At 59.7% G+C, this 15,658-nt stretch carries 8 protein-coding genes; 2 read left to right on the plus strand and 6 right to left on the minus strand.

From position 1 onward, the window contains the following. Nucleotides 1-20: 20 nt before the first annotated feature. The 6 genes from VZC39_RS12500 to VZC39_RS12525 form a co-directional block, all read right to left on the minus strand. Entirely contained in the window at nucleotides 21-1,946 is a 1,926-nt protein-coding gene (locus VZC39_RS12500) for an EAL domain-containing protein (RefSeq protein WP_349918331.1), read from the minus strand. 3 nt (nucleotides 1,947-1,949) lie between these two features. Then, nucleotides 1,950-2,648, minus strand: a complete 699-nt coding sequence (locus VZC39_RS12505) for a transglutaminase-like cysteine peptidase (protein ID WP_349918333.1) — start codon at nucleotides 2,646-2,648, stop codon at nucleotides 1,950-1,952. A 167-nt stretch (nucleotides 2,649-2,815) separates the two neighbouring features. Then, nucleotides 2,816-4,147, minus strand: a complete 1,332-nt coding sequence (locus tag VZC39_RS12510; RefSeq protein WP_349918334.1) for a TolC family outer membrane protein — start codon at nucleotides 4,145-4,147, stop codon at nucleotides 2,816-2,818. 35 nt (nucleotides 4,148-4,182) lie between these two features. Then, nucleotides 4,183-5,598: an HlyD family type I secretion periplasmic adaptor subunit gene (locus VZC39_RS12515; RefSeq protein ID WP_349918336.1), complete on the minus strand. Its 1,416-nt coding sequence runs from the start codon at nucleotides 5,596-5,598 to the stop codon at nucleotides 4,183-4,185. Further along, the gene (locus tag VZC39_RS12520) at nucleotides 5,591-7,735 is read right to left on the minus strand and encodes a type I secretion system permease/ATPase (RefSeq protein ID WP_349918338.1); all 2,145 of its coding nucleotides are present in this window, start codon (nucleotides 7,733-7,735) and stop codon (nucleotides 5,591-5,593) included. Before VZC39_RS12520 ends, VZC39_RS12515 begins: the two co-directional genes overlap by 8 nt. 351 nt (nucleotides 7,736-8,086) lie before the next feature. Continuing rightward, the gene (locus VZC39_RS12525; RefSeq protein WP_434662901.1) at nucleotides 8,087-9,031 is read right to left on the minus strand and encodes a TIGR01212 family radical SAM protein; all 945 of its coding nucleotides are present in this window, start codon (nucleotides 9,029-9,031) and stop codon (nucleotides 8,087-8,089) included. 612 nt (nucleotides 9,032-9,643) lie between these two features. Between VZC39_RS12525 and gltB the strand changes: the two genes are divergently transcribed. Both gltB and VZC39_RS12535 read left to right on the plus strand, forming a co-directional pair. Further along, nucleotides 9,644-14,101: a glutamate synthase large subunit gene (gene gltB / locus VZC39_RS12530; RefSeq protein WP_349918341.1), complete on the plus strand. Its 4,458-nt coding sequence runs from the start codon at nucleotides 9,644-9,646 to the stop codon at nucleotides 14,099-14,101. 12 nt (nucleotides 14,102-14,113) lie between these two features. Further along, a complete protein-coding gene (locus tag VZC39_RS12535) occupies nucleotides 14,114-15,529 on the plus strand; it encodes an FAD-dependent oxidoreductase (protein WP_349918342.1) in 1,416 nt (471 codons plus the stop codon). The last annotated feature ends 129 nt before the right edge of the window (nucleotides 15,530-15,658 follow it).

Here is a 15,658-nt window from a genome sequence, read left to right on the forward strand (position 1 = left end):
CATTTGGATTTTGATATTGCTCAGGAGAGCGGGAACGCCGGATGGACGAAGCCCTGATAACCATCGATGTGCAACTTGGCCAGCATCTCGACCTGCTGCTCATCCTCCACCCGCGTGGCGATGGTGATGACGCCGGCATTGTGAGCCGCACGGCAAACCGCCGCCAGGAAGGAGGTATCAGCCCCCGGCTCCATGATCTGGCTGGTATAGCCGTGATCCACCTTGACATAGGCCGGAGCCAACTCTTCCAGATAGCCCAGTGACTGGAAGTGGCGACCATAATGATCGACCCCCCACTGGAAGCCATATTCTTGCAGCACGCTGACCAAGACAGCCACCTGATCCTTGTGCTTCATGATGGCGGCCTCGGGAATTTCAAACAGCAGCTTCTCTTTGAGCTCCCCATGCTGGCCCAGATAGTCTCGCAACCAGCTCAGGAATTCATCGGAACAGAGTGAACCTGCGGTGATGTTGACGGCGAGCACCAGATCGGGTTGCTGCTGGAGCAACGGAACGCAGGCCTCCAGCACGGCCTGATCGAACTCGGGTCCCATCTTGAACTGCTCGATGGCCGGCAGGAACTGGCCGGCAAAGTAATCCGTCCCGTCTCGCGAAATGGAGGCGAACAGCTCGGCATGCAGCCGGGCACCATCGTCAAAGCGACAGGCAGGCTGCGCCTTGAAGCGCCACAAGCTTCTGGCAATGGCATCTTGTACCAGGTCGCGCCAGGCCAGACGGCCCATCAGCCCCTGCTCTGTGCCACCTTCCATCACCACGGCACCACGGCGTTCGTTGCGCGCCTTGCCGAGGGCATTGTCCGCCTTGGTCAGCAGAGCGGAGAGATCGTCGCTGCCATCGCGCCCGGCGATGCCGATGACGGAGAGCGCACGCCCCTCACCCATGGGGTTCACGACCAGATCCGCGATACGGCTATTGATGGTCTCGGCCAGCTCCTTGAGGCGGGAGAGATCATCGGTCGGACAAAGCAGGGCATATTCGGTGGCCGAGATCCGAGCCAGCGCGGATCCATCCCAACCATTGAGGAGTTCTTTGAGCACCTGGGCGATGGATTTCACCATGTTGTCCCGGGCGGCGAACCCCTCTTCCCGATAGAGATCATCCAGCATGTCCACGGCGACCAGCATGACGCCGCCCTGCCCTGCCTCGGCAATCCAGGCGTTGACCTGCCCCACAAAGTAGGAGCGGTTGCCAAGACCCGAGACCGCATCCACATAGACGCGGGCACGCAGATTTTCCGCTTCGTCGGCCTGTTCTTTGAACTGCACGGCCAGCTTGCTGGACAGGATGTTGATGGCTTGTACCACCTGCTTCAATTCACGCGTCTTGGGTTCCGGGATGGCATGCCCGAAGTGGTGCAATTCAATCTCGACGGCCTGATCGCAGATGAGCTTGAGGGGTTTGAGCAGATAATTCAGGGCCCGCATCAACAAGATGGTCGTGATCAAGAACCCGATCAGGAACCAGCTGGCCAGCTTACTCATCCCTTCCCAGAGTTCGTAGTAGGCCTGCCCGGGATGGCCCACGACCTTCAGTTTGCCAAGCTGCAACCAGCCAGAGGTCAAAATAGATTCGTTGGATACCTCAGGAAACAATCCCAATCCGATGAACCACTGGGGCACTCCCTGGATGTTGTTGGTGTTATCCAGCTCGATCACATCCTTGGAGGCCAGCAAGTCCAGACGCACCAGCTGATAATAACCACCATCGAACACGGCCTTGATGACCGACTCGGCGCTGACCTTGTCGCCATTCTCCAGATAAGGCGTCAACGCCAGCCCCAGGGAGGTGGCGGTGTTGATCACCGTGGTTTCCTGTTGCTGTGCCAGATAGTTGCGGGTCGAATTGAACTGCACCCAATAGGTGGCGGCAAACAGCAATCCGAACAGAAGCAACATGGTTGCCAATAATTGTCTGTAGAGCGTCATAGGTTAATCATCCAAATTCAGCACTGGCCGAGCCAATCGCCCCGAAGTCATGCGATTGCGTAAATCATTCCATAATCCCAAGCGTGACGACTGTCCGGTCAATTCCCCTTGTCCACGCGCCTTCATCAACCACAAGTGACTACCGTTAAAGCTGTAAATGGGCAGCAGATCCGCCCGTTGACTGGCCGGTCGAATGGCGCCGACCAGATTGTCCAAAATCAATGGCACGGAGGCGGGCGTCTCATAATACGCAACCACCATATGAAACTGGTTATAATCCAATGCCTTGACATATACCATTCGCATTTTTTCATCCGGGATGCCAAGCTCCAGCAGCGTAAAATATTTGGAAATGCTGAAGTCTTCACAATCTCCGCCGGCAGCCCCCAAAAATTCCAACGGGGTCGCCCAATAATCTTTCTTGTGCCACAGCTTGATGTCGTCGATGAAGCGCATCTGATTGAAGAACTGGTTCACCTTCTCCAGTTTCTGCCGATCCGACAGGCCCGCATCCCGATTCTGCATGGCCAGGGTGCGCCAACCGGTCACCCGCTTGCCTGCCCTCACGCCATAGGTCTCTTCCGCACGCTTGACCAGTTTGAGATCTTCCGATGAGAGAGGCTGGCTGGCATTGAGCAGCAAGGGGAGCGACAGCAGGCACAACCAGAGCATCGAACGAGAACCACGCAGAGACAGACGCATAAGCCGTCCCCACCTGGTCATCCCGTTGCTGCTTGCTTTGTAGCCGAACGTCACATTCTTCCCCTGCGGCAGTGCATCAAAACGTCCCGTGAGACAACAACATAAAAGAATGACTGCAGCGAGCTGCAGCCATTGCTTTGTCTGAACTCATGTCAACGGGATGGACATCAGTTGTTGTTGGCCTGCCAATCGGCTGGCTGCTGCACGTTCATGGCATTGAGCAGACCCCCGGTGGCGTTGAGGATCCGGTAGTCCGCCAGCAAGGAGTCATACTCGGCCGTGATGTAGCTGCGACGCGCTTCGAACAGTTCATTCTCCGTGTTCAGCACGTCCAGCAAGGTCCGTTGGCCCAGACCAAACTGCTTCTTGTACGCCTGAACGGTGTCATAGCTCGCATCCACGTGTTCCTTGAGGAACACCTTCTGCTTGGCCAGAGACTCTTTGGCGTTCCAGGCAAGACGGGTACCCTCTTCCACCTGACGGAAGGCATTCAAGTGAATGTCTTTCGCCTGGGAATAGAGCGCCGAGGTGGCTTTGCTTTCCGCCAGATCGGAGCCACCACGGAACAGGTTGTAGCGCATCCGGACCATGGCGGTCAGGTCGTCGTTACGGCCCTTGACCGCGTCGATATCCTCGTTCCAGTTCTGATCCACTTCGAATGCCACATTCGGATAGAAGCCGGACTTGGACCCTTCGTGCTGGTATTTCGCCTCTTCGATATCCTGCAGGGATGACAACAGCGTCGGATGCAGCTCGGTCGCCGTCTTGAGCGCATCTTCAAGGGTCGCCGGGATCAGCTGGCTGTTAGGCGCGGGCTGAACCAGATCCTTGGGTACCTCGTTCACGACACGGATGAACTCACTCTCGGCATCCCGATAGTTGTTCTCGGCTGCCGCCTGGTTGGAATAGGCTCGGGCCACACGACCATCGATCTGGGTCTGGTCTGCGGTCGACCCCAGGCCGGAGTCAGTCCGTTTCTGGATGTCACTGCGGATCTGTTCGTGAGTCTCCAGGTTCTGCTTGGATAGCTCCAGGATCTCCTGCTGACGCAGCATGTTGAGGTACACCTCTGCCACGCGCAGCGCGGTATTCTCTGCTTCGGAGATCATGGCCAGGCGCTGGGCCTCGGCGGCGGCATCGGTACGGGCCACGTTGCTGCTGACGTCAAAGCCGTCGAACAGCATCTGGCGCAGACTGATCCCGGCCTCTTTACGAGTCATGGAATCATCGATGGTCTGCGAGTTCGCGCCAGCAGCGCGGGTCGAGGGGCTGTCAGTCTTTTCATAACCGACACCGCCACGCAGATCGATGGTGGGATAATAGCCACCTTTGGCTCCATCATGCTGATACAGTCGTGCCTGATAGAGGTCAAAAGCTTCCTTGATTTTAGGATGGGTGGCCAGTGACTGTGCCACTGACTGCTCCAGCGTTTGAGCCTGGCCAAGGCCAGGGAACAGCACTGCGCCACTGACCAGCATGGCAACAATCGTCTTCTTCATGGTATCTCCAGTCATGTTGTTTTTAGATTGTTGGCTTATCGTTCTCTCAGTGCCGACTGCTTAGCCCGCAAGATCGGCTTTAGCAAGTAGTCTAAGACACTTTTTTTACCAGTTATGATATCTGCACTGGCTAACATACCGGGGATGATGGGAAGTGCGTTAAGCTCATCGCCCAGATAACTCTTCTCGGTTCGGACCCGCACCAGATAGAAGGAGTTGCCCTCCTCATCCTGAATGGAGTCCGCGCTTATCTGTTCAACCTTGCCATGTAAACCTCCATAAACAGTGAAATCGTACGCCGTTATCTTGACCACGGCCTCGAGCCCGGGACGCAGGAAGGCGATGTCCTTCGGCGAGACCTTGGCCTCCACCAGCAGGGTATCTTCCAGCGGTACTATTTCCATCAGATCCATCCCGGGCTGCACGACGCCCCCCAGGGTATTGATCTTGAGTTTCTTGATGGTGCCCTTGAGCGGGGCGATGACGCTGGTCCGATCGACCCGGTCACGCAGCCCGACCTGCCCCTCTGAGAGCTGACCCAACTTGCCCTGACGCTCGTTGAGCTCAGTTTGGGAGTCGGCCCGGAATTTCAGGGCGATATCATTGCGCTTGGAGATGGTTTCACGGAGCACAGAGTTGAGCTTGGGGATCAGCAGGCGATTGGCTTCCAGCTCCCCTTGCATCTCGTTCACCTGCCGCTCCAGCTTGATAAGCTCCACCTGAGGCACTATCCCCTCTTTCGCGAGCGGACGGCTGATGTTGAGCTCCTGACGCGCCAGGTCGACGCTGCGGCTCACGGTGCGGATCTTGGCATTGAGCTCTATGGTTTCCTGTTCTTTCTGCTCTATCTGCTGACCAAGGATATAAAGCTGGTTCTGCAGATTGTTGAGACGATCGTTCTGAACCGACTTCTCCCGGTTCGCATATTCGGCGAACACATTCTCATAGCCATCCGGGAAGACGATGGGCTGCTTGTCGATGACCACTTGCTCACGCCAGCCCAGATTCGGCTCATTCTTTACGATCACGCTCTTTATCTCTGCGCGCAGACGGGCGATATCCCCCTTGAGGGTCACCAGCTCTTGCTCACGCTCCCGAAAATCCGACTTGAAGCGGGTGTCGTCGATGCGCAGCAAAGGCTCCCCTTTTTCGACGATGTCCCCTTCCTTGACGAAGATCTCCTTGACGATCCCCCCTTCCAGGTTCTGGATGACCTGCAGCTGGCGAGACGGGATCACCTTGCCTTGGCCCACGGTGACTTCATCGAGCTTCGCCCAGGCGGCCCAGACGATGGCACTCACGAAGAACAGGAAGCAGGCCCACAGCAGAACCCTGGCACGGGTCGGCGTGGTCAGCAGGACGGCGGCGGCCCCGTCATCCACGAACTCCAGCTGTTCCGGGGAAGGCAGGACGGTGTCGGGGGCCGTTTTCTTGAACCAGTTGTTAGCCATGGGCCGTCTCCTGCACGCGTACCTTGCCTTCCTTCAATTGTTGCAATACCACCTCTTTGGGACCATCGGCCACTATCTGGCCCTGCTCCACCACGATCACCCGGGAAGCCACATCCAGCATGGAGGTCTTGTGGGTGATGAGGATCAGCGTGGTTTCGGGCCCGAGCCGCGCCAGTTCCTGCTTCACCAGCATCTCGGACTGGTTGTCCATGTTGGAGGTCGGCTCGTCCATCACCAGGATGGGTGGATCATTGAGCAGGGAGCGAGCCAGCAAGATGGCCTGACGCTGGCCACCGGAGAGCTGGCGTCCACCTTCACCTATCTGTCTGTCCAGCCCGTTGGGATCCCGGTTGGTGAAATTGGTCACCCCGGCGCGCTTGGCGGCGCGCATCACCCGCGCATCATCCACCAGCGGGTTGCCGAGCATGATGTTGTCCCGCACCGAGCCAAAGAAGAGGGTCACGTCCTGGGGCACACAGCCGATATTGCGGCGGATGGCCGCCGGCGGCAGTTGATCCAGTTCAAAACCATCGAGCCTGACCGAGCCGTCGGTCGGACGATAGAGACCCATCAGCAGCTTCTCCAGCGTGGTCTTGCCCGCGCCAATACGGCCGATGATGGCCACCTTCTCGCCGGGTTCGATGCGCAGGGAGATGTTGTGCAGGGTGCTGCTCTCCATCCCCGGGTACTTGAAGGAGACATTCTCGAATTCGATGCGCCCCTGGATCACCGGATGGTGGATGTACTGCTTGCCTTCCTCCTGCTCCCCCGGGGTCATCATGATCTTCTCGAGGATCTCGAGGGCCGACTTGGCCTGGTTATAGCGCGTGGAGAGCACGGAGAGTTGCACCATGGGCGCGATGGCGCGACTCGACAGCATGACGGCGGCGATCATGCCCCCCATGGTCACCAATCCTTCCGAGATCTGATAGACCCCGACGATAACCAGCCCCACGGTCACCACCTGCTGGATGTAACTCGCCAGTGATGACATGGAGTTGGTAATACGGCGGGTCTGCACACCCCAGGTGGAGATATGGGATACCGCCTGCTCCCAGCGGTGCTGGAACAGGCTCTCGGCGCCGAAGATCTTCACGGTCTCAAGGCCTGAGATGCTCTCGATGAGGTTCGCGTTCTTCTGGGAGGCGAGACGGGAGCCTTCCTCAATGGACTGCTTGAGGGGCTCCTGAATATAGAAGCTGTAGGCAACCAGGATCAGGATGGCGACGATGGGGACCACTACCATGACACCGGCGAAGATCCAGATGATGAACAGGAAGAAGATGGCAAAGGGCAGATCAATCAGGGTGGAGACGGTGGCGGAGGTAAAAAATTCCCGCACCGACTCGAACTCCTGCAGGTGTTTGGCAAAGGCCCCCGTCGAGGCGGGACGCGACTCCATCTTCATCCCCATCACCTTGGCGAAGATCTTGGCCGACAACAACACGTCCGATTTCTTGCCCGCGATATCGATGAAGTAACTGCGCAACTGGCGCATGACGAAGTCGAAGGTAAACACCACCATGGCCCCGACCGCCAGCACCCAGAGGGAGTCAAAGGCCAGGTTAGGCACAATCTTGTCGTAGACGTTCATGGTGAACAGGGGGCTGGCCACCGCAAACAGGTTGATGAGGATGGAGGCGATCAGCACGTCCCGATAGATACCACGGGACTCGAACAGCGTGCTCCAGAACCAGTGGCCATCCCGGGTCTCCAGGACCTTGGGGGAGCGCTCGTCAAACTTGAACTGCTTCTTGACGAAGAAGCATCGGCCATTGTATTCGTCACCGAGCTGGGCAACGCTCACCCACTGGGCGGCATCACCGGCCTGGGGAAAGATGACTTTGCCCTGGCTTCTGTCTTCACTCCATTCCAGCAGGATGCAAGCCCCGCCGTTGCGGGTCTGCAACACGCAGGGCAGCAGCAGAGAAGAGATGTTTTCGAGCGGCTGGATCACCTCACGGGCCGAGAGCCCTCCCCGCTCGGCAGCGCGGCTGAAGAGTGCGGTACTCAGACGGCCGGATACCAGCGGCAAGCCGTTGGTCAGGGCATCCTGGCTGTTGGGTACGCCATAAAAGCGGGTCAAGAAGACCAGGCATTCCAGTAGCTCATCAATACGGCTAGTTTCTGCTTGCATAGCATCCCGTTAAATATGATTTCAAACGGTTGTCGCGGGAGTGTCGCCACCCGAGGCGGCGGGGATCGGCAAAAGACATCATGTACAGACCCCGGGATCGACAACCTGATTAGCGCACGGTGACAGGACTTTCCATGACGCGCCTCACTCCCTCATCTGGCCCCGGATATGAAACCCGGATGGCGTGAGGTGGCGGCCCGAATACCGACGCGTCCTGTCCGATTCGTAAACACTACAAGCTTATTGATAACAATGTATTTTTCAAGCCGACCATGATAACAAGGCGACTTGAATGAAACTATACCGCAAAGACTGAATTTCTTCTAATAAGCCCCTGTTTTTTTGATGAAATTAGAGTGACTGCTCATTAGTGCCCAGCAGGGAGAAGGGTCGACCCAGGCTGGCCCCCTGGGGGCCCATGCGACTCAGTTCCGCCGCGATATCGGCCATGGCCGTCCAGCGATTCTCGCACCAGGCAGGCGCCAGCAGGGTCGGGCGGCGGGCCGATGCCGAGATGCGGTGGTACACCACCTCGGGAGGAGTGTGCTGGATCATGGCCACCGCTGCCGCAACATACTCCTCCAGGGTCGGAACCACGAGACGCCCTGCTTGCCAGGCCTTGCCAAGGGTGCTCCCCTCCACCACGTGCAGCGGATGCAGTTTGATCCCTTCCACCCCGGTCTCGACGATGCGGTGCAGAGTCCCCAGGCTGTCCATGGCCGCCTCCCCCGGCAGACCGACGATGAGGTGGGCACACACTTTAATGCCTCTGGCATGGGCGCGGCGCACCGCATCTTCATAGGCGCCATAGCCATGACCCCGGTTAATCCGCTGCAGCGTCTTGTCATTGGCGCTCTGCAGCCCGAGCTCCAGCCACACCTCGTAGCCTCTCGCCTGATAGCCGGCCAGCAAGTCCAGCACCGCATCCGGCACACAGTCCGGGCGGGTGCCGACACAGAGCCCCACCATGTCGCTCACCGACAACGCCTCTTCATACATGCGCTGCAGGTACTCCACCTCGGCGTAGGTACTGGTGTAGGCCTGAAAATAGGCGAGATAACGCTTGGCGCGGGTCACCTCATCCCGCCTCGCCAGCAGTTGCTGCACGACGGAAAGCTGCTGGGCCGACTCGTCGGCAAAAGAGGAGACGTTACAGAAAGTGCAGCCGCCACGGCCAAGGGTGCCGTCCCGATTCGGGCAGGTAAAGGCACCGTGAATGGAGAGTTTATGGATCTTCTGGCCATGACGCTGCTTGAGATCCTGGCCGAATGTATTGATGAGTTCGTGTAACTGCATGACGCCTCCGTGATGAGGCGACATTGTAAGGGCTAGGTCCTTGGGAGGGAGTGAGCTGGATCAAGCCTCTCTTTGGCCAGAAATCATATAAACATTCATCAATTCACGAATAAATATACACAACCATGCTATTCAGGGTACTTTTGGAAACCTTCTCTCTCCCGGCAAGGTTGCCAGCGGTAAACCGGGAGTGGCTATAAACAACTGTTAATCATGAATAATTTCCATATAGCCCGGCAATCTGTAAATGCAAGACACAGGATCCTGAAATGTGATCCCCGCCCTCCCCTGACGAGATGAATTGGTAAGATTACTACAGGAAACGGGCACGATGCAGTCAACCACCAAACCCACCACTGACAGAGCAAAAAACCACTATTTAAATAAATATCAGATTAATATATAGGTTTAATCAGAATTACCCCCCCAATCCCGCATTTTGTTATGCCGATGTAACATTGCAAACAGCAGGGATGTCCAATTGACCTTGCCGAAAATTCCCATTAGTTTGGAGATTCGCCACCTCAGGCGGACGGAACCACAAGAGCCAATCGCAATTTATGCAGTCTGTCGATGACAGAGCGATGGAAGGCCGAGCAAGGGAGAAATGCAATGTCACTATATGATCCAAAGCTGGAGAGGGATAACTGTGGCTTCGGCCTGTTGGCCCACATGGAAGGGGAAGCCAGCCACAAGCTTGTCCGTCTCGCGATGTCAGCCTTGGCTCGCATGCAGCACCGCGGCGGTATCTCCGCCGATGGCAAAACTGGCGATGGCTGCGGCCTGCTGCTGCAAAAACCGGACAGCTTCTATCGCGCTGTCGCCGAAGAGAAGGGATGGCACCTTGGCCGCAATTATGCGGTCGGCATGCTGTTCCTGAACCCGGATCCCGTCCTGGCCCAGGCCACTCGCGACATCATCGACGAGGAGCTTGAGAAAGAGACCTTGAGTCTGGTCGGTTGGCGCAAGGTGCCCATCGATACCAATGTACTCGGTCCCATCGCCAAGGCCTCACTGCCCAGCATCGAACAGGTCTTTGTCAACGCCCCCCCGGGCTGGGTCGACAAGGATCTCGAGCGCCGCCTCTATATCGTGCGCCGCCGCATCGAGAAGCGCATCAGCGACGACTACTTCTACGTGGTCAGTCTCTCCAACCTGGTCACCGTCTATAAAGGGCTGTGCATGCCGGTGGACTTGCCGCGCTTCTATCTGGATCTCGCCGACATCCGCATGCAGGCCGCCATCTGCGTGTTCCACCAGCGTTTCTCTACCAACACCAGCCCGCGCTGGCCGTTGGCACAGCCGTTCCGCTACCTGGCTCACAACGGCGAGATCAACACCATCGCCGGCAACCGCCAGTGGGCCAAGGCCCGCAGCTACAAGTTTGCCACTCCGCTCATTCCGGACTTGCAGGAAGCCGCCCCCTTCGTCAACACCACGGGCTCGGACTCCTCGAGCCTCGACAACATGCTGGATCTCTTCCTCGCCGGCGGCATGGACTTGTTCCGCGCCATGCGCCTGCTGATCCCGCCTGCGTGGCAGAAGCACCCGAACATGGATGACGATCTGCGCGCCTTCTATGACTTCAACTCCATGCACATGGAGCCCTGGGATGGCCCGGCCGGCATCGTCATGACCGATGGCCGCTACGCCACCTGTGCCCTCGACCGCAACGGCCTGCGCCCGGCCCGCTACGTCATCACCAAGGACAAGTTCATCACCCTGGCCTCCGAAGTGGGCACCTGGGACTACACCCCGGACGAGGTACTGGAGAAGGGCCGGGTCGGCCCGGGCGAGCTGTTCGTGGTGGATACCAGCAACGGCAAGATCTGGACCAGCTTCGAGATCGATGACGATCTCAAGAGCCGTCACACCTACAAGCAGTGGATGGACAAGCACTGCAAGCGCCTGGTGCCGTTCGAGCAGATGGACGACGCCAGCACCGGTGCCCGCGAGTTCCCGGACGATCGCCTCAAGACCTACCAGAAGCTGTTCGGCTACTCCTACGAGGAGCTGGATCAGGTGATCCGCGTGCTCGGCGAGAACGGCCAGGAGGCGGTGGGCTCCATGGGGGATGACACCCCCATGGCGGTGCTCTCCTCCAGCCAGCGCACCCTGTACGACTACTTTCGCCAGATGTTCGCCCAGGTGACCAACCCGCCCATCGATCCCCTGCGGGAAAACCACGTCATGTCGCTGGCCACCTGTATCGGCCGCGAGCAGAACGTGTTCAACGAGACCTTCGGCCACGCCCACCGGGTGCTGTTCCAGTCGCCGATCCTGCTCTACTCCGACTTCCACCAGCTGCTGGCCCTGGAAGGGGAGCACTACCGCCACGCGGTACTGAGCCTCAACTACCAGCCCGAAGAGGGGCTGCAGGCGGCCCTCGAGCGCCTCTGCCGTGAAGCCGCCGACGCGGCCCGCGCCGGCACAGTGCTCATCGTGCTGTCGGACAGAGACATCAGCCAGGACACCCTGCCCATCCCGGCCGCCATGGCGGTGGGGGCGGTGCAGCGCACCCTGGTGGACAACAATCTGCGCTGCGATGCGAACATTCTGGTGGAAACCGCCAGCGTACGCGACCCGCACCAGTTCGCCGTACTGCTGGGCTTCGGTGCAACCGCCATTTATCCTTATCTGGCTTACGAGACTCTGGCCAAACAGGTCGAGGAAGGCGTGCTCAAGATGAGCCTGCGCCAGGCCATGCTCAACTACCGCAACGGCATCAACAAGGGCCTCTACAAGGTGATGTCCAAGATGGGCATCAGCACGGTGGCGAGCTACCGCTGCTCCCAGCTGTTCGAAGCCATCGGCCTCTCCAAGGCGGTGGTGGAGCTCTGCTTCCGCGGCGTATCGAGCCGCATCCAGGGCGCCGATTTTGCCGATATCCAGCAGGATCAGGTCAATCTGGCCCGCCAGGCCTGGCTCGGCCGCAAGCCGCTCACTCAGGGCGGCCTGCTCAAATTCGTCCACGGTGGCGAGTACCACACCTACAACCCGGACGTGGTGCAGACCCTGCAAGTGGCGGTGCGCTCCGGCAACTACGCCGACTACAAGGAGTACGCCCGTCTGGTCAACGAGCGCCCGGTGGCGACCCTGCGCGACCTCTTGTCCCTGAAAAAGGGCACGACGCCCATCGCTCTGGAAGAGGTGGAACCCGCGGCCAGGATGTTCCCGCGCTTCGACTCCGCCGCCATGTCCATCGGTGCCCTGGGCCCCGAGGCCCATGAGGCGCTCGCCATCGCCATGAACCGCCTCGGCGGTCAGAGCAACTCCGGTGAAGGCGGCGAAGATCCCAAGCGCTTCGGCACCGAGAAGAACTCCCGCATCAAGCAGGTGGCGTCGGGGCGCTTTGGCGTCACTCCCCACTACCTTATGAACGCGGACGTGGTGCAGATCAAAGTCGCCCAGGGCGCCAAGCCCGGCGAAGGGGGGCAGCTGCCCGGTGACAAGGTGACAGCACAGATAGCCAAGCTGCGTTATTCCGTGCCCGGCGTGACCCTCATCTCCCCGCCGCCGCACCACGACATCTACTCCATCGAAGACTTGGCCCAGCTCATCTTCGACATTAAGCAGATCAACCCCGACTGCCTGGTGTCGGTCAAGCTGGTGTCCGAGCCTGGCGTCGGCACCATCGCCTGCGGCGTGGCCAAGGCCTACGCGGACTTCATCACCGTCTCCGGCTACGACGGCGGCACAGGTGCAAGCCCGCTGACCTCGGTCAAATACGCCGGCTCCCCTTGGGAGCTGGGTCTGGCCGAGACCCAGCAGGCGCTGGTCGCCAACGGTCTGCGCCACAAGGTGCGTCTGCAGGTGGACGGTGGTCTCAAGACGGGTCTGGACATCATCAAGGCGGCCATCCTCGGCGCCGAGAGCTTCGGTTTCGGTACCGGCCCCATGGTGGCGCTCGGTTGCAAATACCTGCGGATCTGTCACCTGAACAACTGCGCCACCGGCGTCGCGACCCAGGATGAGAAGCTGCGCCGGGAGCACTTCACCGGCCTGCCGGAGATGGTGATGAACTACTTCCAGTTCATCGCCGAGGAGACCCGCGAGCTGATGGCAGAGCTTGGCGTCGCCCAGCTCACCGACCTCATCGGTCGCACCGACTTGCTCGAAGCCCTGCCCGGCCTCACCGCCCGCCAGTCCAAGCTGGACTTGTCCGGCGTGCTGGCAAGCCCGGTGGCACCGGCGGGTTCCAGCCTGTTCAGCCAGCAGCACAACCCCACCTTCGACAAGGGGCCGCTCAACCTCCAGATGGTTGAGGATCTGCTGGGCGCGGTAGAGAACATGAGCGGCGGCGAGTTCCGCTACGACATCCGCAACACCGACCGCTCCGTGGGGGCACGCCTGTCAGGGGAAATCGTCAAGCGTCACGGCAACCAGGGCATGGCGGCGGATCCGGTGCGGGTACACTTCAACGGCACCGCCGGCCAGAGCTTCGGCGTCTGGAACGCGGGCGGCCTCGAACTCATACTCACCGGGGATGCCAACGACTACGTGGGCAAGGGCATGACCGGCGGCAAGCTGGTGGTCAAACCCCACCTCGGCGTGGCCTTCAAATCCCACGAGGCGGCCATCATCGGCAACACCTGTCTCTATGGGGCCACCGGCGGCAAACTCTATGCGGCGGGAACCGCAGGGGAGCGTTTCGCGGTGCGCAACTCAGGCGCCCTGGCGGTAGTCGAGGGCATCGGTGACAACGGTTGTGAGTACATGACCGGCGGTATCGTGACCATTTTGGGCACCACCGGCGTCAACTTCGCGGCCGGCATGACGGGCGGTTTCGCCTATGTGCTGGACGAGTGCGGCAACTTTGCCAAACGCACCAACCCCGAGCTGGTGGAACTGCTGGACGTGGCGGACCTCGCCATCCACCAGGAGCACCTGCGCGGCATCATCACGGCGCACCTCAACGAGACAGGCAGCTCACGCGCCGAGGAGATCCTGGCCAACTTCGACTCCTATGTGCCCAAGTTCAGGCTGATCAAACCCAAGTCCAGCGACGTCAAGTCCCTGCTCGGTCACACCAGCCGTTCCAGTGCAGAACTCAGAATCCAGGCGCAATAAGGAGGGAACCCTATGAGCCAGAACGTATTCCAGTTTATCGATGTCCAGCGGGTCGACCCGCCCAAGAAGCCGCTCAAGATCCGCAAGATCCAGTTTGTGGAGATCTACGAGCCCTTCAACCAGGCCCAGGTCGGCATGCAGGCAGATCGCTGCCTCGACTGCGGCAACCCCTATTGCGAATGGAAGTGCCCGGTCCACAACTACATCCCCAACTGGCTGAAACTGGCCAACGAGGGGCGCATTCTGGAGGCGGTGGAGCTCTCCCACCAGACCAACAGCCTGCCGGAAGTGTGTGGCCGTGTCTGTCCGCAAGACCGACTGTGCGAGGGGGCCTGCACCCTCAACGATCGCTTCGGTGCCGTCACCATCGGCAACATCGAAAAGTACATCACCGACAAGGCGTTCGAGATGGGCTGGCGCCCGGATCTCTCCAAGGTGGTGAAGACCGACAAGCGGGTCGCCGTCATCGGTGCCGGCCCGGCCGGCCTCGCCTGTGCCGACGTACTGGCCCGCAACGGCGTCACCCCAGTGGTATTTGACAAGTACCCCGAGATTGGTGGCCTGCTCACCTTCGGCATCCCCTCCTTCAAGCTGGAAAAGGAGGTGATGCAGCGCCGGCGCGAGATCTTCGAGGGCATGGGCGTCGAGTTTCGTCTCGAGACCGAAGTGGGCAAGGATGTCACCTTCGCAGATCTGCTCGGCGAGTTCGATGCGGTCTTCCTCGGGGTCGGCACCTACAAGTACATGAAGGGCGGGTTCGAGAACGAAACTGCGCCGGGTGTCTATGACGCCCTGCCCTATCTCATCTCCAACGCCAACCGCCTGCTCGGCTTCGAGAAGGCCCAGGCCGATTACATCGACTTCGCCGGCAAGCAGGTGGTGGTACTCGGCGGCGGCGATACCGCCATGGACTGCGTGCGCACCGCCATCCGCCAGGGGGCCGACAAGGTCATCTGCGCCTATCGCCGTGACGCCGAGAACATGCCGGGCTCCAAGCGGGAAGTGAAAAACGCCCAGGAAGAAGGGGTGGAGTTTATGTTCAACCTGCAACCCATCGGGGTTGAACTGGACGCCCATGGCCGCACCTGCGGTATCAAGGTGGTGAGCACGACCCTTGGCGCCCCCGATGCCAACGGTCGTCGCAACCCTGTGGTGATCGAAGGCTCCGAGCAGGTGCTGGCCGCCGATGCGGTGGTGATGGCGTTTGGCTTCCAGCCCAACCCCCAGCCCTGGATGGCGGAATACGGCATCGCCCTCGACAGCCGGGATCGAATCAAGGCCCCCGAGCAGGCGGATTACCCCTTCCAGACCAGCAACCCCAAGGTGTTTGCCGGTGGCGACGCGGTGCGCGGCTCGGATCTGGTGGTCACCGCCATCTACGAGGGCCGCAAGGCCGCCGAAGGGATCATGGACTACCTGGCCGTGTAAGCGGCCGCTCGAAACCCCTACCCCAAAAACAGCCCCGCCATGCGGGGTTGTTTTTTATATGCGCCTCAGAGGAAGGATAAAGCGCAACAATCTGCTTCCAGTGCACCGTGGCCTAGCCAATCCATCTCT

It is taken from the genome of Aeromonas sp. NJAU223 (genome assembly GCF_051125555.1).
In the GTDB taxonomy this organism is placed as follows: domain Bacteria; phylum Pseudomonadota; class Gammaproteobacteria; order Enterobacterales; family Aeromonadaceae; genus Aeromonas; species Aeromonas veronii_G.